Below are 20733 nucleotides of genomic sequence, written 5' to 3'. Positions count from 1 at the left end.
ATGAGCGCTCAGAGCGTCGTGGCGAGCAGCAGTACTTTGGCGTCAATGGTTTGCAGCAGGAGGTGGTCAAGCCGCTGGTGGCTTTTTTGCAGCAGCAAGGCGTGCGGGTGGCGGCGCATGTCGAGTCGGCGGCAGACTTTGCCCTGGCGGTGGAGGCCGGCGTGGATTTGATTGCGCATCTGCCTGGTTATCAGTGGTGGCAGGGCTATGCACCAGAACTGTACCGACTGAGCGATGAAGCCATTGCTTTGGCTGCAGAGAAACAGATCCCACTGGTTGCCACGGCTGGCGTCAGCCCGCTGTTTTATGCCAGCCAACCAGAACAACTGGAGCGCGTGAAGGCTTTGCAGCGGCAAAATCTGCAGCGGCTGCTGGAGGCCGGAGTACCGCTCTTGATGGGATCGGATCGTTTCGATGCCAATGTGCTGGCCGAAGTGGACTATCTGCACAGTCTGGATGTATTCAGCAAGCAGCAGCTACTGCAATTGTTGGTGTCGGATACGGCACGCTTCTTGTTCCCTGAGCGGGCACTGGGCCGTTTCGCGGAAGATTATGAAGCCAGTTTATTGGTGCTGGATGCCAACCCGCTGGACGACTGGTCTGCGCTTCGGCGTATTCAACTAAAAATGTGGCAGGGCACTTTGCTGGACTAAGCTTCAGCATTCTTCAGTACATTTAAGTAGTTATTCAAGCAAGCCTGGGGCAATCTGCCGCGCTTAAATGACGAGATGGAAATTATTATGATTCGAAAGGCAACACCGGATGACTTTGTCGAGCTGTCTGAACTCTGGTTGCGGGCATCCTGTCAGGCGCATCCATTTATTGCGGAAGATTTTTGGCAGCAACAGCAGATGGCGATGCAGCACAACTACCTGCCGCTGGCCAAGAACTATGTCTACCAGGCCGCGCCTGCGTCACCTATCGCGGGCTTTGTCTCGGTGGTGCAGCATAAGCTGGCCGCGCTTTTTGTCTCCCCTGAGCAGCAAGGACAGGGCATTGGCTGGACTTTGCTGACCCATGTTACCCAGCTGCAGCCTTTGTTGGAGTTGGATGTGTTTGAACAAAATCTGGATGCACTGCGTTTTTATTACCGCTTTGGCTGTCGGTTACAAGAGCGTAGCCTGCATCCGGAGACGCAGGCCTGGCAATTAACCTTGGTCTATCCCTGAGTTACTCGTTAGCCTCATAGAATGCAAAGCGCAGCAGCACACCATCGGTACTGGTGATATACAGCTGATTGTTGTGCATGGTTGGTGTCGCCAGAAAGCCGCCATTGTGCAAAATGCGCTGCATAATGGCATAGCTATCGTGGCGCCAGTCATTTTGCACCATGCTGCGATAATCAAAGCGGCCACTTTCCTGGTTGAGCACACGATAGCGGTCTTCTGTCGCGTTGTCGGTGCGATACACTTGCAGCACGTCTCCGTTGTTACTATCTAGCAACAGCAAGTCTCCACGCATACTGGCTATGACAACCTGGCCATCGAATACCAATGGGGAGCTGAAGGTCCAGACATAGGTGCGGTGGCGCCAGCGCTCTTTGCCGGTCACTTTATCCAGCGCCAGCAACCAGCCGGTATCCGAGGTGCCGACATAAAGGCTGTGGTCATCAAACGATGGGGTACCAACAATCCAGGAACGCTCCGCATCGTAACGCCACTGCTTAGTGCCTGTTTGAAGATCGAGGGCATAGAGGTAGCCATCGCGGGAGCCGATATAAACCCGGTCTTCATCCACTACCGGGCTGGACTGGATGCCATGCCAGACTTTGAGTTTCTGTTCGGTTTCCGTTTGAAAGCGCCACTGCTGCTCTCCGCTGTGCCTATCCAGCGCATAGAGGGCACCATCCCAGCTGCCTATCAGCACCAAGTCACCTGTCAAGGCAGGTGCGCTGTGGATCATACCACCGGTTTGAAAGGCCCAGCGTAATTTGCCGGTATCGGCATCCAGCGCATACAGGTGCTGATCGCTGCTGCCAAAATAGACCACACCATCATGCACCAGGGCGGACGACAGGAAAAAATCCCAGGGATCGCGGACAGGCTTATCGGCCTGAATGCCCAGATAGCCCCAGCCAGCGAAGCGTTGCTCGCCCAAAGTGTTAAAGCGCCACAGCTCCAGACCAGTGGTTAAGTCAATCGCATAAAAAGTACCGTCCAGACTGAGTTGGTACACCTTGTTGTTGTACACAGCAGGTGTTGCGCTCAGTGCGCCATCGGTCGGGAAAATCCACTGGATGGCTTTGGTCTGGTGGTTAAATGCATACAGATTGCCATTTTCCGAGGCCAGCAGCAGCGTATCGCCCGCAAGCACCGGTGAGCTGACCACCAGGCCGGGTAATCTGAGCTGCCAGTTGGGTTCATCCTGCCACCCCTTCATTGAGGCGTGAATATAACTGTTCCGGTCGGTGCTGTGTTTAAAGCTGCTCTGCCGTTCTGCCCATAACAGAGAGCCATGGCTCAGCAAATACAGGGCCAGCAGATAGTGTGTGATTCGTTGCATAGGTTGTGCTCCATAAAAAGGAGCTGTTAGTCTGCAGTGGGTTAAGGGGGGATGTCCTGAAGATGATGTTAATTCGCTCCTTTAGCTTTCTTAAGGCATGGTTTAACCGGGCTTCAGGACGAATCAGCGGCAAAGCAGGCATCCTGCGGTTTTGGAGATGAATCAAGGTGTCATGCTATGACAAAACGTTATGCAGCGCTGACAATGTTGTGCCTCGGGTTGCTCAGTGGTTGTCGGACAGAATGGCCTGCTCAGCTTGAGGGGGACGCTACCGCGGCAGTTGAACCAAAGGTTTGCGCTTTGGTTTCGGGTAAGCCGACAGAGCCAGCTGCCTGGCCACTCTTGATGTAATGTGCTCATGATGCAACAAGCCCGGCTTCCTGCCAGGCTTGGTTTCCCTGTGATGGTATTAACGCTGTGCAGTCAAATCTTCCAGCCGGTTGGAAAACTGCTGCAGATTGTGTTGTACCAGTTTGCTGTCGCTTAGTTTGGCCGCACGTTGAAAGTCTTGTTGTGCCTTGGCCAGATCTTGCGCCACCCAGTGCATCACACCGCGGTTGCTCAGCGCCAGAGCTTGCATTTCCCGGCGTTCTGCCGCAGTCGCTTGGGCCTGGCTGCGGGCCAGGTTAATGGCGCGGGTGCAAGCCGAGCTGGCACCGCTGATATCGGCCAGCTGGGTGTTGGCGACACAAAGCGCCATGGTTCTGGCAAAGGCATCGGTATCGACTTTGCTGGTTTGCAAGCTACTCAGGCCTTTTGCCGTATCGCCTTGCTGGATGGCGCTGGCGCCTGGGGTTGTTTCAACAATGGCCATTTGATAGAGGTTACTGGCGCTCACCAAGCCTGCGTAGCAGGCAAGCAGTAAAGCTGCCACAGGTAAACCAATCATAGAATATTTCGCGTTCATGGTGATTCTCCAGTTGCTGTCAGCAAAAGGTGCTGACAGCCCTAACTGTAGAGATTGTCCCTGAATCCGACAAACGATAAAAATAAGCCCGATGCCTGAGAAAAACTCATCTGTACTGCTCAAAACTGGCCAGCACCCAGTCAATCAGCCATTGAATTTCTGGTCGATCTGGCTGCTGTCGGTGCTGGATCAGGTAGTACTTATCGCGGGTGGTCCAACTGCCCTCAAACAGTGCTACCAGAGTGCCATTATGAAACCAAGCCTGGCTAATGGGCATGGGAATCAAGGCAATGCCCAGTCCTTGCTCGGCGGCACGCGCCATGCCAAACATGCTATCGAGTTGCAGGATTTGTTTGGGACGAAAATGTTCGATGCCAGCAAACTCGGCCCACTGATGCCAGGCGTGCGGCCGGGATTGATGCAACAACAGCGGGAGTTGATTGAGTGCATCCAGTCCCAGCCGACTACATTGTTCGTACATGCTGGGATTGCAGGCGGGTTGGTAACTGATGGCAAAAAGCTCATGGCACAGTGCCGCTTGTGGCGGGCTGCCAGACAGGATAATAGAAACATCCGTTGGCCGACTTGGATCGCTGCGGGTTTTTACCGTATCCACGCGCAGGTTGATGCCGGGGTATTGCGCCGACCAACCGCGTAGCCTGGGCATAAACAGCTCGCTGGCAAAAAACTCTGGCATACTGATACTCACCTCCTTACTGCCGGCATTTTGGCTGAACTCACTGATGGTATGCACCAGTTGCTGCATCACGGGCTGAATGGCCAGGTAAAAGCTTTTACCGGCTGGTGTAAGCTCCAGCGCCCGGGTCTTTCGCACAAACAGGCTCAGGCCCAAATCCTCTTCCAACTGCCTGATCTGATGACTGACCGCCGATGGGGTGATGTATAATTGTTCCGCTGTATGTTTGAAACTGAGATTGTCGGCAGCCAGACAAAAACAGCGCAGGCCTCGTAGGGGCGGCAGGCGTGTCGACATTAAAAACTCCTGATGGTCATGTTCGTAATAGTAACCGAAAAGGTACAGCAAGACTTGTGCCTTTCTTACCTGCTGGTTTTCGTCTGAATTTTAATCAAAATAGGGGTTGCTGGTGCACCTTTATGGTGCAACTCACCCGATTGGTGCAATCGTGGCTGGTCGTCTATTTTTGGGAGCTAGTCGCAGAAAGGCCTTCGGGCCTGATCACCCCTTTGCAGGATGGCGTACACTGAACTGCCAAACAATAAAATGTGTGACTCCATGATCCGACAGTTGCTGATGGTTTTAGTGTTTCTGCTCCTTGCTGTGCTGGCCGCATCCGCACAGGCGGTTTCGACTGGCTGGAAACAGGCACCGCATATTCAGGTGGAGCTGGTGAGCTCGCACCAGACGGTATCCCCTGGCCAAACATTTTTGCTGGCGCTGCACTTATTGCCACAAGAGCATTGGCACACCTACTGGCAAAACCCGGGTGACTCCGGTATGCCAACCCAAATTCATTGGCAACTGCCAGAGGGCGTGACGGTTTCTGATATCCAGTGGCCAACGCCGCAAGCTTTTTCCATTCCACCTTTGATGAATTATGGTTTCGAAGGTTCGACCGTATTGCTCAGCGAAATAACGCTGCCTGCCGATTACGCCGGCACCGGTTTGCTCATCAAAGCTGACGCCTCTTGGTTGGTGTGCGAGGAAATTTGTATTCCGGGTGATATGTCGTTTGAGTTGCCGTTGGCCGTGGCCAGGCAGGCTGCTGTATCTGAGCATTTCCGGCCTTTATTTGAGCAGGGCAAAGCGGCGCAGCCGGTTGCTTTGCAGCGTACCGCTTCCTATCAGGTGCAGGATGGGGTGTTTTCGGCGGTGATTGAATCCAAAGACGATTTGTTGGTGGATGCCTTCTTTGTGGCTGCTACCGATCTGGTCGAGCATGCGCGTGAGCAAGATATTAGCTGGCAGGATGGCAGTTTACTGATACGTCAGCCACAGAATGCTTATTTTCATCAGGCACCGCAGCAGATTGAGATTGTGCTAACCAGTGGCCCTCAGTCCTTTGTGGTGCAAGCGCAGCGGTTAGATGTTGGTGGCCCAGCGCAGGCCAGTGCCGACTTTGGCCTGGCTGCCTTTTTACTGGCGTTGCTGCTGGCCGCAGGTGGTGGCCTGATCCTGAATTTGATGCCCTGTGTTTTTCCTGTCTTGTCGCTAAAAGCCATTAGTCTGGCGAACAACAGCGGCGATGCTGCCCGGCAAAAGCGTGATGCCTGGAGTTATACATTGGGCGTGCTGGCCATGTTTGCCGTGCTGGCGTTGGCGTTAATTGGCCTGCGAGCTGCTGGCGCTGCTGTCGGCTGGGGCTTTCAGTTGCAAAACCCCTGGTTGGTTGGCGCCTTGGCTTACCTGTTCTTTGCGCTGGGTTTGAGTTTGTCCGGCCTGGTGCATTTTGGCGGACGTTTGATGCAGCTGGGTTCTGGCCTGAGTCAACAGCAAGGCGCTAAGGGGTCTTTCTTTACCGGGGTGTTGGCGGTGATTGTGGCTAGCCCCTGCACTGCGCCTTTTATGGGTGCAGCCCTTGGTTATGCGGTCACGCAATCGGCACCTGTGGCTTTGATGGTGTTTTTAGCCCTTGGTTTTGGCATGGCATTGCCGTTTCTGCTGCTGGCATACAGCCGAAGGCTGGCGCGTTTGTTGCCTAAACCCGGTGCCTGGATGGACACACTGAAGCAGTGGCTGGCGTATCCGCTTTATTTAACCACCGTCTGGTTGCTATGGGTATTGGGCCGCCAGGCTGGGGTCGACGCTCAGGCGCTGGTACTGGTTGGTTTGGTCTGCCTGGCTGCTGCGCTGTGGCTCTGGGGCCGTCAGCAGCTGGGGCAGGGCTTTCGATTGGCACCACAGCTTAGTTGGGTATTCGCCCTACTGGCCGTGCTCTTGCTGGTCTTACTTCAACCCCAAAGTGATGGTCAGGGACCAACGGAACAGGCGCACTGGGAGCCCTGGAGTCCGGCGCGCTTAGCAGAGCTTCAGACAGAACAGCAGCCGGTATTGGTGAATATGACCGCAGATTGGTGCATCACCTGCCTGGTAAACGAGCGTGTCGCTTTGGATACCGACAGCAGCCGTCAGGCTTTAGCGGATTACGGCGTCACCTACTTAAAAGGTGATTGGACGCTGCGGGATGCGGATATTAGCGCTTATCTGCGACAGTATCAGCGCGATGGTGTGCCTTTATACGTATTGTACTGGCCGGGGCAAGAGCCAAAAATCCTGCCACAGATTTTAACGCCAAATACGCTACGCGATCAGCTGGCGCAATTGGCTAATATACCCAAGTAACCTCAAGATGCAGGCTTCAGCGGTAGATAAAAGCACTTTAGGCAAGGCAGTTGTTGGAAGGTTTGGTGGCTCCAAATCGACAACAGCTAACGCCGCTTAAAGCGCTTTTAGCCCCGCCCTACGGGAGCCGCTGGACGCTTCCACTGCAGTGTTACTCTGGCTAGCAAGGTGGTCGACATTGCGTCGCCAGTGTGCCTTGCATTGAAAGCGCCCAGCGACTCTGAAACTCGCATCTTGAGGTTACTTGGGTATACAACGTCAGGTAGTTAGTGCCTGACATCTATCATGCAGCCAGAGCCGTAGTGGCTGCTTACGTAAAAATGAAACGGAGTAATACCATGAAACTTAAACAACTCTTCAGCGCCCTGGCGCTGGCTGGTACGGTGACTGCGGTGGCCGCCGCGCCACAAATCGGCGCTCCGGCTCCGGATTTCACCGTGGTCGATAGCCATGGACAGACCCATTCACTGGCAGATTTTGCCGGCAAGAATGTGATCCTGGAGTGGACCAACCACGACTGTCCTTTTGTGGTTAAACACTACGTCAGCGATAATATGCAAGGCTTACAGCAGCACTTTACTGATGCCGATACCGTCTGGTTGAGTGTGATTTCTTCCAAGCCAGGCAGCCAGGGCCATGTTAGCCCGGCAAAAGCCAATGAACTAACTGCCAGCCGCAGTGCACAGCCAACGGCGGTGTTGCTGGATGAGAGCGGCACCATGGGCCGCGCTTACGATGCCCGCGTTACACCGCATATGTACGTGATTGGTAGTGATGGCAACCTGTTGTATATGGGCGGTATCGACAGCATCCCAACAGCCAACCCGGCCGATATCCCCAAAGCTGAGGCTTACCTCGCCAATGCTGGCAACGAAGTGCTCGCTGGCCAGCCGGTGAGCAAACCCGTCACCCGGCCTTATGGCTGTAGCATCAAGTACTAAATAGCCAGTCTTTCCAGGCAGCTGCTTTAAGTGGCTGTCTGCTCTTTCTCCTGCCTTTAAAACCTGATTTTTTCAAGTAGCTGCTTTAGCAAAGCTGAGTGTGCTTGCTACCCCTTTGCAACTGTTCAATTGCATCTGGTTTGTGATTCAAAGCATGCCTAACCAGCTCGCTTCTTCAACCTATTTTGAGCATATATAGCAGAAATATCATGTGATATTTTGATGATATAAGGGTCTGTTTAATTGATTTTTGTTGTATTTGTTGTTACTTGTTTGTCGCCATGTTGGCGTTATTATAAATTCATCCTGTTCAAAAGGAAAAAATAATGAAACTTAAACTCAACAAGTCTCAATTAGTAAACTTATCTCATGACGGCAAGGTCCTGCCTGATGAAATGACTCCTCAAGTTGGCGGTGGTAATTGCACCTGCAATTGTTGTCCTACCCCATCAACTCCAGCAGCTGGCTGCGGCGGTGGTAATGATACCGTATTTTGTCGTCCGACCCTTATGCCAGGTGAAACCTGCGGTATGCATACTTGTCCGGAAGTTTACTAATCCAGACTAAACTTGCTGTGCGGCGGGAGCGTGTTGCTCCTGTCGTACAAATCACTAAGGTTGTATGATCGTGATTGATGTTACCAACCAGCAGCGGCTGACGAACCAAGCGATTCAGGACATCGCCCACCACTTAATTAAACAAGATATACAAAGCTTGCAACCCGGTTTGGTCAGTGGTCTTGCAGGACATATCTTGTTTCTGTGGTATTTTCGCAAAGTATCTCTGGATGCAGAGTCTGAGCAAGCGCTTGAACAAGCGCTGGCTCTGTTAGAAAAAAAGACCGGTATGGTATTGCAAGATTACAGCGCCAGTTATGGGGTGAGTGGTATTGCATGGTTGTATGAGTTGCTATTAGCCGAGCAAGACGACGGTTACACCGCCGAGTTTAATACCAATACTGACCGTATCATTCAGCAGATGTTGTCTGTGCCCGATTGGCCCGGTGAGATTGAGTACGTGTTGGGTTTAAGCGGTGTTTCCATCTATGCGCGGCGCCGAATGGAACAAGCAAATAAAGTAGAACTCTACACCACCCTGGTGCGACATTTTAGCAACTTGGCACAGCCTGTTGCAGAGCAACAATGTTGTTGGCCAACGCCAGCAGACTCAGGGTACAGATTGTATCCCCAAAGCAATGAGCCAGAGCTTAATCTTGGCTTAGCTCATGGTATTCCATCCGTCATCGCTGCACTGATCCCAGCATGTCAGCACCCAACACTGGCCGCAGAAGCGAGGCGACTGGTATTGCATGGTTGCAATTGGTTATTAGCAAAACGACAAGCCGTTGCTGAAACTGGAAGCTACTTTGGCTATCTGGCTTCTACACAACGCAATTCCCGGCTGGGTTGGTGCTATGGCGATTTAGCCATTGCACTAACACTCGCCAGAGCTGGTATTGCACTGGATCATGCCCCTTTTTCTGGGGTGGCAAAAGAGATTGCTTTGCATGCTGCCGGCCGCGATGTTGCAAGTGCACAAATCCGTGATGCCGGTTTGTGTCATGGCAGTGCTGGCCTGATGTTGATGTTTTCACTATTGCACCGCATCTTTCCTGAGCCAAAGTTACTGGCGGCAAAGTTATTTTGGAAGAACGATACATTAAGCCGTTATGAACAGCAGGGGCTGGAAGGATTCAATGCCTTTCGTAATACAGAGCAGGAAGCCATCTATATCCCGGAGAGCGGAATGCTTAATGGCTATGCGGGTATAGGGTTGTGTTTGCTGGCAGAGCTCGAAATTGAACCCTATTGGGCGGATGCATTGCTGCTTACCTAACTTGAAAACAACGAATAAGAAATAAAGATGTGTGATGAGTAGTAAGCGCCTTAGACTGCCTCAAACCGTATTTCCTAGCCAGTTACCAATCATTCAGTGGTAAATTCAGGAACGTGCAGGCATGATAAATCGATGATATTTTTGTGATATCAGATAAGCTCACTTTCTTTTAATGTTTCTAATGTTATAAATGGTCGTGCTGGCTTGCCCAGTGATTAGATATAATTTCAATAAAATCCAAAAAGGAAATAATAAATGAAACTTAACCTAAAAAAGTCCGAGCTTGCCCAACTGTCCCGCGATAACGAAGTACTTCCGAATGAGCTGTTACCACAGGATAACGTGCTTGCTGATGAATTAACTCCGCAAATTGGCGGTGGTAATAACCACAGTAGCCCTTGCCACTCATTTGCAGATTGCACGACCTTTATCAGCTGCAAGCAGTTCTAAAATACAAGCTATTACTGCACACCAATGCTAAGTCGCTGGTGTGCAGCTCCCGATGCAACATGTTTGATGTTTGAATGAGTCACTTTGAACTGAATTGCTGCAATTAAAATGATGATAAAAGGCAGTGAAAACGTATGAAAGAGAAGGTTAGGGGTTGTTGTGTCGGTTAACCCAGAAGTCCGAGCACTCATCCAGCATCTGCTTGAGGTTACGCAATTATCGGAAAGGCGCGACAAAAATTTATCGCTGATTACGGGCTTACCGGGACCATTGTTGTTTCAGTGGTACGCTGCTAAGGCTGATTTCTGCGCAATTGATACGATTCAGTTTCAGCAAGATCTGCAACAAATCACAAGCTCAGTACATCTGCTGGGTCGCAATACTACTTTTGGTTATGGTTTGGCTGGTTATGGCTGGCTTTTGGAGTTGTTGCTTGCAGAGCAGGCCGATGATTATGATCCAGACTTTAATCAAGAAATCGAAGACTTCCTGCTTGCTGATATTCGTCGGCATGATACATGGGCTGGTGATATTGAGTTTGTACTTGGACTAAGCGGAGTGGCCGCATTCGCTGCAAGACGATGCAGAAATCATAAAAAATCAGAGCTTTATTTTGCGATTGTGGATGCATTTTCAAAAATTGCGATGTACGAGTCGAAAACAGCTTGCTGCTGGTCCACACCAGCCCACTCACTTTACCGTTTTGATAAAAACCATCCTGAAAAGCCAGAGTACAATCTTGGGCTTGCCCATGGCGTACCTGCAGTTATTTGTGCGTTACTTCCGGCCATTGAGCATTCCGACAGAAATTTGCAGGCCAGAAAGCTCGTTTCTGATGGGTGCAATTGGTTGGTCAGCCAAACCCTATCTGCCAATCCTGAGCGCAGCTTCTTCTCACATTGCAGTGGGGAGCAGCATCCGAGTCGGTTAGGCTGGTGTTATGGCGATCTAACCATAGCCTTAACCCTTGCCAGAGCTGGTGCAGCTTTAGAACGGCCCGACTTAACAAGCTTTGCACGCACAGTTGCCATTCACGCAGCCAGTCGTGATGCCAAGAGTGCCATGGTTGTGGATGCAGGTTTGTGTCATGGCAGTGCAGGTTTGATGCTTATATTTCAATTGCTGAATAACATTATCCCCGACCCAGCCTTAGCCAAGGCTTCGGACTATTGGTGCGAGCATACGTTAAGACGCTACCGGGAGGATGGGATCCCGGGGCTTTATGCCTTCAAATCTGGTGATTACGTTATGGAGCATGGCTTGCTTGAAGGCTTGTCAGGAATCGGTCTTTGCTTGCTGGCAAATCAGGGGGTTGCGCCGGACTGGGCTGATGCCTTCCTCTTGGCCTAGAAGAATAAAGGACGACTATGAGCAGTAACATGACTTCAGTAGCAAACTTGATCGTGCTCCGCCTGCCCCGGTTAAGTCTGAAAAAACTCATCGAATTACCCCAGGACAATCCAGGGCTGCAAGATTACTTAGAAAGTTGGCTGGCGTCTCCAGGCGTGATTGAGGCCCTTTACATCGCCAGCCCTTCGTTATTGGAGCGGCTGGAGCTGTGGCGCAGTAAGCCGGATACGAAATCTGCGCAAAAAGTGACAGCGGCTTTGCTAAAGTACTTTGTTCGTATGACCAGCCGGCCTACTCCCTTTGGGTTGTTTTCAGGGGTTACCTTAGGTGAACTATCCGATACTACCGGGCTTATTCCGTGCAGTTTAATGGAGGATGTTCGAAAGACACGGCTGGACATGCATTACCTGAGTACGATTCAGCAACAATGGGCGCAAACTGAGCAGGGCCGTGAGCTGCTCTGTTATCGGCCTAATACAACCCTTTATTTACTAGGTAGCACTTGGCATTACATTGAGTCCTATCAGTCGGCAGCACAACGCCAATACAGACTGAGCTCAGTGGAGCAGGACGAAGCGCTAAAGGTGATGCTGCAGTTGGCTGAACCAGGATGCCCGGTATCGGTATTGGCAGCCCGGTTTATGGACACCTTTCCCGAGGCTGCACCAGACGATGTACAACACTACATCAGCCAGTTGATTCAGGAGCAAATATTGGTCGCGCAGCTGCAGTTGCCAATCACCAGTGCTCAGCCTGGCCTCGCTTTTGCTGAACAATTGCGACTGGCAGGGAATGTTACTGAAAGTGAACAACTGATTTCGGCGATGCAGCAACTCACTCAGCTTGACACGCGTGGTGCAAAGCCAGAGGACTATCGGGATGTGACCAAGCAGCTAAAGCAACTACCCTATCCGGTTGCTGAAAATAAACTGTTCCAGACCGATGTGCTGCGAGCCATGCAACATTGTGCGTTGCAACATGACGTTTTGGCAAGAATTGAACCGGTTTTGTTGGCCCTGAAAGCGCAGAGTCCTGATGATGAAAGCCCATTTCAATCATTTATCACCAGTTTTCAGCAACGTTTTGAAGGGCAGTTTGTGCCTTTGCTTAAAGTCCTGGATGAGGAAGCAGGTATTCCATTCTCAACAGACACGGGGTATGAAACACCTTTACTGGCCGGTATAAATATCGCCAGGGAGAAAACAAATAACAACAATAAGCCACCAACAGCTCTGGAAAAACAGCTATTGCAACAGCTTCCGCAGCAGGAGCAAGGCAAGTTCATTCAATTGCAAAGTGACGACTTGCTCAAGTCGCTGGATAAAAAGTCTTTATGGCAAGAGTTGCCGGCAGCCTTTGCCGTCAATCTTAGCGCTTACCGGGATGCAGATGGTCAGACTTTACTGTACCTGCATGGCTGCTCCGGTCCATCCGGCGCCAATTTGCTGGGGCGTTTTTGCCATCTGGATGCCACGCTGTTGCAAAAAGTGCGCGAATACCTGGCGGCCGAGGAGGCGTTGTCTCCGGATGTCGTTTTTGCCGAAGTCGTCCATACCCCTGATGGCAGGCCGGGCAATGTGATTGCCAGACCAGCACTGCGGCAGTATGAAATTGTGTTTCTGGGCGACTCGGGCTTGCCTGCAGAGCAACAAATTTCGCTGCAGGATCTTTATGTCTTTGTCGAGGCGGGGCACGTAAAGCTATGGTCCAGGACACTGAAGAAACAAGTGATTCCGCGCTTAACATCGGCGCATAACTTTTCAGCCCGCAGTCTGGGGGTGTATCGTTTTCTGTGCATGTTGCAACACCAACAGAATCGCCTTGCTAACTTTAATGCACCAGCCAGCTATCAGTATTTAGAGTATCAACCGCGCATTCAGTTGGATAATGTGATTGTTCGTGAGGCGCAGTGGCTGGTTGAACGCAGCATGCTGGAAGCTCTGATACACCAAAAGGGCTGGAATGCTGATGCGTGGCACGCACTGGGGGAGCGCTACCAGCTGCCCCGCTATGTTTGCTATGCCGTGAGTGACAATGTGCTGACCATTGATCTGCATAATCCAGCCATGGTGTCTGTGTTACTGAGCGAGACCTTGCATCGACTCAAGGTACCATTGAAAGAGTCACTGGCGATGCAATACCAGAGCTTGGTTGCCAATGATGAAGGGCCTTTTGCTCACGAAATTCTTATCCCAATACTCAACCCGGCCGCAAAACCCTTTGTCACCTTACATCCAGATCCGGCAAAGCAGCTGGACATAACCATTCAGCGTAACTTTGCCCCAGGCTCGGAGTGGTTTAGCCTGAAAATTTATGCGGCTCAAAGCACGGCAGAGTTAGTCTTGCTGGACGACATCCATCCTCTACTAGAGCAGTGCCGAGAGCAGGGGCTGTTTAAGCAGTGGTTTTTTATACGCTATGGCGATCCAGATTGGCATCTGCGATTACGTTTGCTGGGAGAACCCGCTGTGCTCTATGGCCAGGTATTGCCGCTGCTGCAACAAAAACTTGCGTCCGCTTTAGATTGCGGGCGAGTGCATCGCATTGAGTTGTTTACCTATCAACGCGAGGTGGAGCGTTATGGTGGTGATGCGGCGATGGCGCTGGTTGAGCAAGTGTTTCAGGTCGATAGTGACTTTGTGGTCCAAACACTCCTTTTAAGTCGTGACTACGGTGAGTCGATGCGCTGGCGCATGGCATTGCTGGGTGTGGACACCCTACTTACAGCCTTTGGTTACGAACTAGCGCAGAAGCTGGAGCTCATCAGTGGGTTACGACAAGGCTTTGGTCAGGAGTTTCGCGAGCATGCGCAGCTTCGGACGCAGCTGGGAAAGAAATATCGGGATTTTCAAGGCACCTTGCAACATGACTTCGCAGACATGGCGAACGATACCGAAACAGAGCCGCTTCGACAAATGCAGCAATTATGCCGACGCTTGCAACAGCAGTTGGAACCAATAGCGAGTCATATCTTTGAATTGCAGCAAGATCAGTCGCTTAGTTGCAGTGTGGATACGATACTGCACTCTGTGCTGCATATGTTCAATAACAGGTTGTTTAAAGCTTATGGTCGTGAGCAGGAGTTTGTGGTGTATGACTTTTTGCGGCGCTTTTATTTATCAAAACGTATTTTTTACAAAAAATAACCTAAATTTAAGTTGCATTATACTTTCTTTAAAGTAATAATTTGGTTGCTGAAATGTATCAGCCATTAGATGAGGTGATTTTTATGTCAATGTTAATTAAGTCATTTGAGGTTTCTAAGGAAAAGGAACTAACCGATGAAGCGCTGTTAAAAAAGATTACTGCTGGCTCATGTGGTTGTGCCGGGAAAAGGATAACCCAAGAAGTAGTTGATGGCTCTATCAAGTATTCCGTAGATGATGCGTGAGGTTAATATGAAAAGTTTGTTCGTTAGCACCCTTGAAAGTAATAAAAATGATTTACAGAATCATTTCCAATTGAATGACGAATTAAGTCAATTGGTAACTGGTGGCAGTGATGGGTGTAAGATTACAACTGTATACTGCCCTAATGGCGGCTTAAGTGAAATAAAGTTAGATCCAGCTTGATTTGTAAATATCTAATATATTAAAGGCTTCAATGTAGTAGCCTTTTCATGGTGTATGATTATATGAGAATTATGCGATTTATTTACATTTATTTATTGTACATGCCATTTGTTTTCGCTTCTAATGATCAAGCTAACTTAGCTACTTGTGAAAATAGTTTATTGGAAGGGAATACGTTAGAAGCTATGAAATGCTTTGAGAGGAGACAAGGGTTTATCTCACAACTTAACCTTGGCATTGCATTTTCATTTGTTGGCATGAATGATAAAGCGGATGAGTTGATTAGGGCGCATGAAGTCAGCGATGGGAAGAATAGCAGAGTATTTTACCCTATTGAAAATATAGTGATCTATGATGCGGTCAGTAAGATTAGTGAATTAGCTGCTGATAAAAGAGTGGTGATGTTGAATGAATCACATCACCAGTCGGCGCATAGGCATTTTGCCTTGCAGTTGGCTAGAGGCTTGCGTGAACGGGGGTTCACTCATATTGCTATTGAAGCCTTATCACAAGAGGGTATTGCAGATACTGTGAATAATGGTTATGCGACCTATAAAAACCCAACGACAGGATTTTATACTTCTGATCCGGCTTTTGCATTTTTCATAAGAGAAAGTATTAAGATGGGGTTTGTACTTTATGCTTACGAAGCGCATGGCGCCAAGAGCATGGAAGAGAGAGAAAATACACAAGCGGTAAATCTTCAGAAACTTCTGGTTGAAGTACCAGAGGCAAAAGTTTTTGTCTACGCTGGTTATGGCCATATTCGAAGAGGCCATTTTTCAAATGGTTTAGCAACCATGGCAAACTTGTTTCAGAACAAGACTGGTATTCAACCACTCTTGATTGATCAGGTAGGTGGTACTCATAGCAGTTATCCAATGCTGAATGACCCAGTACTCGACTTTGTTTCTGAACAGTTTGATATAAGTAAGCCAAGTATACTTCAAAGAGAAAAGGATCATTGGCTAGTTTCAGAAAGTTATAAAGGCGATGTCGATATAACAGTTTTCCACCCAAAATACAGCGTAGAATTGAGGCATGAAAGTTGGATTAATCATGATCGCTTTAAAGTCGAGGTTGACTTGACTCAACTTGGCGTTGAACCTCCAATTGTGGTGAGGGCAATTTCTGAAGGTGATCGGGAGTTTGCTGTCCCAATTGATAAGATATTAATTCGTAATGCTAGAGATAATTATTTGTTTCTTCCTGCTGGTAGTTTTCGAATCGATTTTTCGAGAGGTAGTGGCTTTCACTTTTTAAAAAATATAGAAGTAGGTGCTGAAATTGATCGCTCTAATTGGAAGTCGTAAAGTAGCTCAAATAGCATATGTGTTTGATGCTTTAGTTCGACAGGGTATTAACCCAGTGTTAATAGATTTTTCAGAAGACCAGCTTATATCATTTTGTTTTTCTTCAGAAAATAAAGCTTCTCTAACCATAAATGGTGAAATTGTTGAACAAATCACCTGCGCATGGCGTTGTACTAAGATATTGTTTTCAAACTTTGGCACTGATCAGGTTTGGATAGATAATTATTTAAGTGGGAGTTTCCGAAAAGAAAGTTATTTAAACTTTATTTCACTTTATGAGAATCTAATATTTAACAGGCCATCTATGGATTATCTTTCCCAAAGAAAGATTCTCCAGCTTGATTTGGCCAGAAGACACGGGCTTTTGATTCCAAAGACTATTGTCTCTAACTCAATAGCAGATATTCGACATTGGACAAGCGGAAGAAATAAATTTATTACAAAATGTGTCGGTAACTCAGGCATTCCTGTTCTTAAAGAAAATAAAATTACGCAAGAAGCGATCCCAACCTGCCGATTAGACATCAACTATTTAAATGCAAAGACAGATGATTCTGAACCTTTCCATATTCTGATACAGGAGGAAGTTGATAAAAAATTTGAGTATAGGTGCATTTATATAAATGGTAATTTTTTTACATTCAGAATTGACCCGTACCAACATCCAATTATGGAAGTTGATTACAGGCAAGGTGGGATGATGGTAAATTATCAACCATGTGATATTCCAGATAAAATTAAAAGCAAGTTGCTAACGTATTCGAGAGAAATTAACTTGTTCAGTGGCTGCTTTGATTTGATAGAAGACAAAAGTGGTAACTACTACTTCCTTGAAGTAAACCCTGAAGGCATTTGGGGACTCCACGATGAGATTTTGGATGGGCAAATAAGTTTAGAGCTTGCTAAGCAGTTAATACAGATGAGTAATAATTTTAGCTCCAGTGATTAATTTTCTATACAAACTGATGCTTCAGGAACAGTATGAAATCCCTTTTTCGTGAGCAAGTCTTAGCGCAACAGTCGCAGCGCATGCAAGGCGAGGTTAGCCTGGTGCAAGTACCTGCGTTTGCCTGGCTAACAGGCCTGATAGCCTTTATTGTGGTGTGCTCGCTAATTTTTTTGTTGAGTGGCAGCTACAGCCGTAAAACGGTGGTATTTGGTGTGTTGCAACCACAGCAGGGGGTGATCCGGGTGCAAACCTCGCAGCCAGGAACGGTGCAGCAATTGTTGGTGCAGGAAGGCGAGCGAGTGGAAGCCGGGCAGCCTTTGCTCGAGTTAACCATGCAACATTTTTCATCAGAACACTCTGAGTTGAATGCTTCCTTGCAGCAGGAGCTGGCTGCTATTTTGGCCAATCTGGAACAGCAAAAACAGCAGGAAATCGACCGTCAGCGTATACGTCTGCAGGAGGTGGCTGAACGCATTGCCAGTGCGCAGCAACAGTTAAACCAGATTGAGCAGCAACAAAGGACCTTTCAGCAGCGGTTGGAACTTAACCAACATCTGGTCGAACAAATCTCCCAGTTATCCGGCACGGGCTTTATTTCCAACCTGGAATTGAGTCGCCAGCAAGATACCCTGCTTTCCCTGCAGCAGCAGGAGCAAGTTTTGCAAGGTCAGCAGCTGACACTGCAGGAGCAGCTAAAACAGCAGCAGAGTTTGCAACAACAACTACCACTAGACCATCAGGCCACTTTGGGTCAGTTGGACAATCAAATTTCAGAGCTACGCAACCAACGGACCCGGCTGCAGCATGAACAGCGTAGTGTGATCACCGCGCCCAAGGCCGGCGTAGTCAGTGGCATTTTACCCAGGCAGGGCCATTTTATGAGTGCTGGCAGTATCGTGCTGAGCATACTGCCCCAAGGCGCAGAGCTGGAAGCCATTGTTTATGTGCCCACGCGGGCAATCAGCTTCATTGATACTGGTCAGGAGGTTCGATTGCGCTTCCATGCTTTTCCGTACGAGCGTTTTGGGGTACAGCAAGGGCAGGTACATGAAATCAGCCAAACGGTGCTCTTACCTGATGAAGTCACGGATATGCAGTTGACGGAACCAAGTTATCGGGTTCGGGTAAGGCTGAGTGAGCAACAGATACTGGCGTACAACCGAGAGCTACCGCTGCGAGCCGGCATGACGCTGGACGGCGATATTATTACCGAGCGTCGCAGCTTGCTGCAATGGTTGTTTGATCCGATATACAGCCTTAAAGGACAGTTGTAATGCAGGCCATGACCGAGAAACTGACATTCTGGCAGCGAAGCAGCCTGCCAATGGTCCATCAAACCGAAGCGGCGGAGTGTGGGCTTGCCTGCATGGCAATGGTGGCCGGTTTTCATGGTTACCAAGCTAGCCTGAATGAATTACGGCAAAAGTTTTCGCTGTCGATTGAAGGCTGTACTTTGCTTGATCTGATGAATTTTGCTGAGAAGCTACAGCTGTCCAGCAGGCCGCTTAGAATTGAACTGGATGATCTGGCTGCGCTGAAAACACCCTGCATTTTGCACTGGGACTTAAATCACTTTGTCGTTCTGAGGTCCGCTCGGGGTGGTCAGGTTGTGATCCATGATCCTGCGATGGGCTTGCGCAAGTTAACGTGGGAAGAGGCCAGTAAACACTTTACCGGGATAGCACTCGAGCTGCTGCCGACCAATGAGTTTTCGCTAAAGCAGGGCCAGACTCGTTTGGGACTATCGAATTTCTGGTCAAAAATTACTGGCCTGAAGCGTTCCCTGGTATTGCTGTTTACCCTGTCGATTCTGCTGCAGGTGTTTACCTTGGTAGCGCCCTATTACATGCAGTTGGTGGTGGATGATGTCATTCTGACCAGTGATACCAGCTTACTTCTGGTGCTTGCTTTAGGTTTTGCCTTGGTGCTGCTGTTTGAAGTGGCGACCAGCGCCGTGCGTGGTTTTGTGTTGCTGCACTTTGGCAGCCTGCTTAATATTCAGATGGCAGGCAATTTATTTCATCATCTCATTCGTCTCCCTCTGAGTTACTTTGAAAAGCGCCATATGGGCGATGTGGTCTCCCGTTTTGGCTCTTTGCGTCAGGTGCGGGAATTGTTAACTACAGGAGTGATCGAAGCCATCATCGATGGCCTGATGGCGATAGCGATTTTGGCGGTGATCCTGCTGTATAGTCCCATGCTTAGCCTGGTGGTGTTGGCTGCAGTGTTGCTGTATGCCGGTTTTCGGTTGGCGATGTATCGCTCTTTGCGTGCGGTGTCTGAGCAAGAGATTCTGGCTCAGGCTAAGGAAAACTCCAACTTTATGGAGACGGTGCGCGGCATTCAAACCATCAAGCTGTTTGGCTCTGAGGCCAAACGCGAGGGGCTATGGCAGAACCACTTTATCGATGCGACCAACCAGTCCATTCGCCTTGGGGTCTTCAACATTTCTTACCAAACCGTCAACCGCCTGCTCTTTGGCCTTGAGAATATTTTGGTGGTCTATCTGGCTGCACGGCTAGTACTGGCAGGTGGTTTTAGTACCGGTATGTTGTTTGCTTTTATGGCGTATAAAAGCCAGTTTATGGATCGGATGGCACGACTGGTGGAAAAGATGATTCAATTCCGTATGCTCAGCCTGCATTTTGAGCGTTTGGGTGATATTGCCCTGACGAGTAAAGAGCAGGTCCACCCAGAGCAAGAGCGTGAACCGCGCTTGCTGGATGGGCGGCTGGAGCTTCGAAGCATTAGCTTTTCCTACAGTGATGTGACCAAGCCGGTACTGCAGGATACTAACCTAGTGATTGAACCCGGTGAGTCGGTCGCTTTGGTTGGCCCTTCGGGTTGCGGTAAAACCACCCTCATGAAAGTGATGCTGGGTTTGTTGCAGCCAAGCCAAGGGGAAGTGCTGGTGGATGGCATACCGCTACCGCAGTTGGGGCTTGCCAATTACCGGCGTCAGATTGCTGCGGTAATGCAGGATGATCAGCTGTTATCCGGCTCCATTCGCGATAATATCGTGTTCTTTGAAGAACAATTTGATATGCGCCGGGTGGTGGAGTGCGCTCAGATGGCCGCAGTGCACCAGGACATCGAACAGATGCCAATGGGCTACAACAGCTTGATCGGCGATATGGGGTCGGCGCTGTCCGGTGGTCAGAAACAACGCATTTTGCTGGCCAGAGCACTGTATCGGCAACCACGGATCCTGTTTATGGATGAAGCCACCAGTCACCTGGATACCAAAACTGAATCCTTTGTCAGCAAAGCCATTCAGCAGCTGAATATCACCCGGGTGGTTATAGCCCACCGGCCTGAGACGATTGCTTCGGTGGATCGAGTCGTTGAGCTGAAATCAATGATATGAAGTTGATGCTTCATGTGGTTTAACTTGATCGGGTACGGTCAACTATTGAGCTAGCCTATTGATTGCTGTATCAGAGCCATCTTTAGTTTTATGCGACTTAGCAGGCTGCGTCTACTAGTTTAGGCATATCCAGATTACTGTCGCCTAGAGCTGCGCCACTTTTGCTAAAAAAAACTGGCGCAGTTTTGTCAACTGCGCCATAATTGCGCCATGTTTAGGTTGCA

At 49.4% G+C, this 20733-nt stretch carries 17 protein-coding genes; 14 read left to right on the top strand and 3 right to left on the bottom strand.

Translation table 11 applies throughout. From position 1 onward, the window contains the following. Together JJU14_RS13775 and JJU14_RS13770 are read left to right on the top strand one after the other, a co-directional pair. On the top strand, positions 1 to 653 hold a 653-nt coding region (locus tag JJU14_RS13775), incomplete at its 5' end, for an amidohydrolase family protein (RefSeq protein WP_228614267.1). Between the two features lie 87 nt (positions 654 to 740). Continuing rightward, positions 741 to 1169 carry a GNAT family N-acetyltransferase gene (locus JJU14_RS13770; protein ID WP_228614266.1) on the top strand — a complete coding sequence of 143 codons (429 nt, stop codon included), beginning with the start codon at positions 741 to 743 and terminating at the stop codon, positions 1167 to 1169. A 1-nt stretch (position 1170) separates the two neighbouring features. Here JJU14_RS13770 and JJU14_RS13765 read toward each other — a convergent pair whose 3' ends face one another. The 3 genes from JJU14_RS13765 to JJU14_RS13755 form a co-directional block, all read right to left on the bottom strand. Next, positions 1171 to 2502: a PQQ-binding-like beta-propeller repeat protein gene (locus JJU14_RS13765; protein ID WP_228614265.1), complete on the bottom strand. Its 1332-nt coding sequence runs from the start codon at positions 2500 to 2502 to the stop codon at positions 1171 to 1173. 409 nt (positions 2503 to 2911) lie between these two features. Continuing rightward, a complete protein-coding gene (locus JJU14_RS13760; protein WP_228614264.1) occupies positions 2912 to 3409 on the bottom strand; it encodes a hypothetical protein in 498 nt (165 codons plus the stop codon). Between the two features lie 106 nt (positions 3410 to 3515). Further along, complete coding sequence (locus JJU14_RS13755) at positions 3516 to 4403, bottom strand: LysR substrate-binding domain-containing protein (RefSeq protein ID WP_228614263.1); 888 nt, start codon at positions 4401 to 4403, stop codon at positions 3516 to 3518. Positions 4404 to 4664: 261 nt separating this feature from the next. Here JJU14_RS13755 and JJU14_RS13750 point away from each other — a divergent pair, with 261 nt between their 5' ends. The 12 genes from JJU14_RS13750 to JJU14_RS13695 all read left to right on the top strand — a co-directional run bounded on the left by JJU14_RS13750 (position 4665) and on the right by JJU14_RS13695 (position 20509). After that, positions 4665 to 6731, top strand: coding sequence for a protein-disulfide reductase DsbD domain-containing protein (locus JJU14_RS13750; RefSeq protein ID WP_228614262.1), 2067 nt, complete (start codon positions 4665 to 4667; stop codon positions 6729 to 6731). A gap of 338 nt (positions 6732 to 7069) precedes the next feature. Further along, on the top strand, positions 7070 to 7672 hold the full coding sequence (locus tag JJU14_RS13745; protein WP_228614261.1) for a redoxin domain-containing protein: 603 nt from the start codon (positions 7070 to 7072) through the stop codon (positions 7670 to 7672). Positions 7673 to 7998: 326 nt separating this feature from the next. Continuing rightward, positions 7999 to 8229, top strand: coding sequence for a hypothetical protein (locus JJU14_RS13740; protein WP_228614260.1), 231 nt, complete (start codon positions 7999 to 8001; stop codon positions 8227 to 8229). Positions 8230 to 8299: 70 nt separating this feature from the next. Then, the gene (locus JJU14_RS13735) at positions 8300 to 9508 is read left to right on the top strand and encodes a lanthionine synthetase C family protein (protein WP_228614259.1); all 1209 of its coding nucleotides are present in this window, start codon (positions 8300 to 8302) and stop codon (positions 9506 to 9508) included. Between the two features lie 255 nt (positions 9509 to 9763). After that, positions 9764 to 9958, top strand: a complete 195-nt coding sequence (locus JJU14_RS13730) for a hypothetical protein (RefSeq protein WP_228614258.1) — start codon at positions 9764 to 9766, stop codon at positions 9956 to 9958. A 159-nt stretch (positions 9959 to 10117) separates the two neighbouring features. Then, positions 10118 to 11308: a lanthionine synthetase LanC family protein gene (locus tag JJU14_RS13725; RefSeq protein ID WP_228614257.1), complete on the top strand. Its 1191-nt coding sequence runs from the start codon at positions 10118 to 10120 to the stop codon at positions 11306 to 11308. Between the two features lie 29 nt (positions 11309 to 11337). Beyond that, positions 11338 to 14454, top strand: a complete 3117-nt coding sequence (locus tag JJU14_RS13720) for a lantibiotic dehydratase (RefSeq protein WP_228614256.1) — start codon at positions 11338 to 11340, stop codon at positions 14452 to 14454. 53 nt (positions 14455 to 14507) lie between these two features. Beyond that, positions 14508 to 14699 carry a hypothetical protein gene (locus JJU14_RS13715; protein WP_228614255.1) on the top strand — a complete coding sequence of 64 codons (192 nt, stop codon included), beginning with the start codon at positions 14508 to 14510 and terminating at the stop codon, positions 14697 to 14699. A gap of 252 nt (positions 14700 to 14951) precedes the next feature. Next, entirely contained in the window at positions 14952 to 16193 is a 1242-nt protein-coding gene (locus tag JJU14_RS13710) for a hypothetical protein (protein ID WP_228614254.1), read from the top strand. After that, positions 16168 to 17142: a hypothetical protein gene (locus JJU14_RS13705; protein WP_228614253.1), complete on the top strand. Its 975-nt coding sequence runs from the start codon at positions 16168 to 16170 to the stop codon at positions 17140 to 17142. Before JJU14_RS13710 ends, JJU14_RS13705 begins: the two co-directional genes overlap by 26 nt. 32 nt (positions 17143 to 17174) lie before the next feature. Beyond that, the gene (locus tag JJU14_RS13700) at positions 17175 to 18416 is read left to right on the top strand and encodes an HlyD family efflux transporter periplasmic adaptor subunit (protein WP_228614252.1); all 1242 of its coding nucleotides are present in this window, start codon (positions 17175 to 17177) and stop codon (positions 18414 to 18416) included. Next, positions 18416 to 20509 carry a peptidase domain-containing ABC transporter gene (locus JJU14_RS13695; protein ID WP_228614251.1) on the top strand — a complete coding sequence of 698 codons (2094 nt, stop codon included), beginning with the start codon at positions 18416 to 18418 and terminating at the stop codon, positions 20507 to 20509. Before JJU14_RS13700 ends, JJU14_RS13695 begins: the two co-directional genes overlap by 1 nt. Positions 20510 to 20733 lie beyond the last annotated feature (224 nt).

This window comes from Alkalimonas sp. (assembly GCF_020831925.1).
Taxonomy (GTDB): Bacteria; Pseudomonadota; Gammaproteobacteria; order Enterobacterales; family Alteromonadaceae; genus Alkalimonas.
The sequence above is the reverse complement of the archived record's forward strand: the minus strand, read 5'-3'. Positions and strand labels throughout refer to the sequence as shown.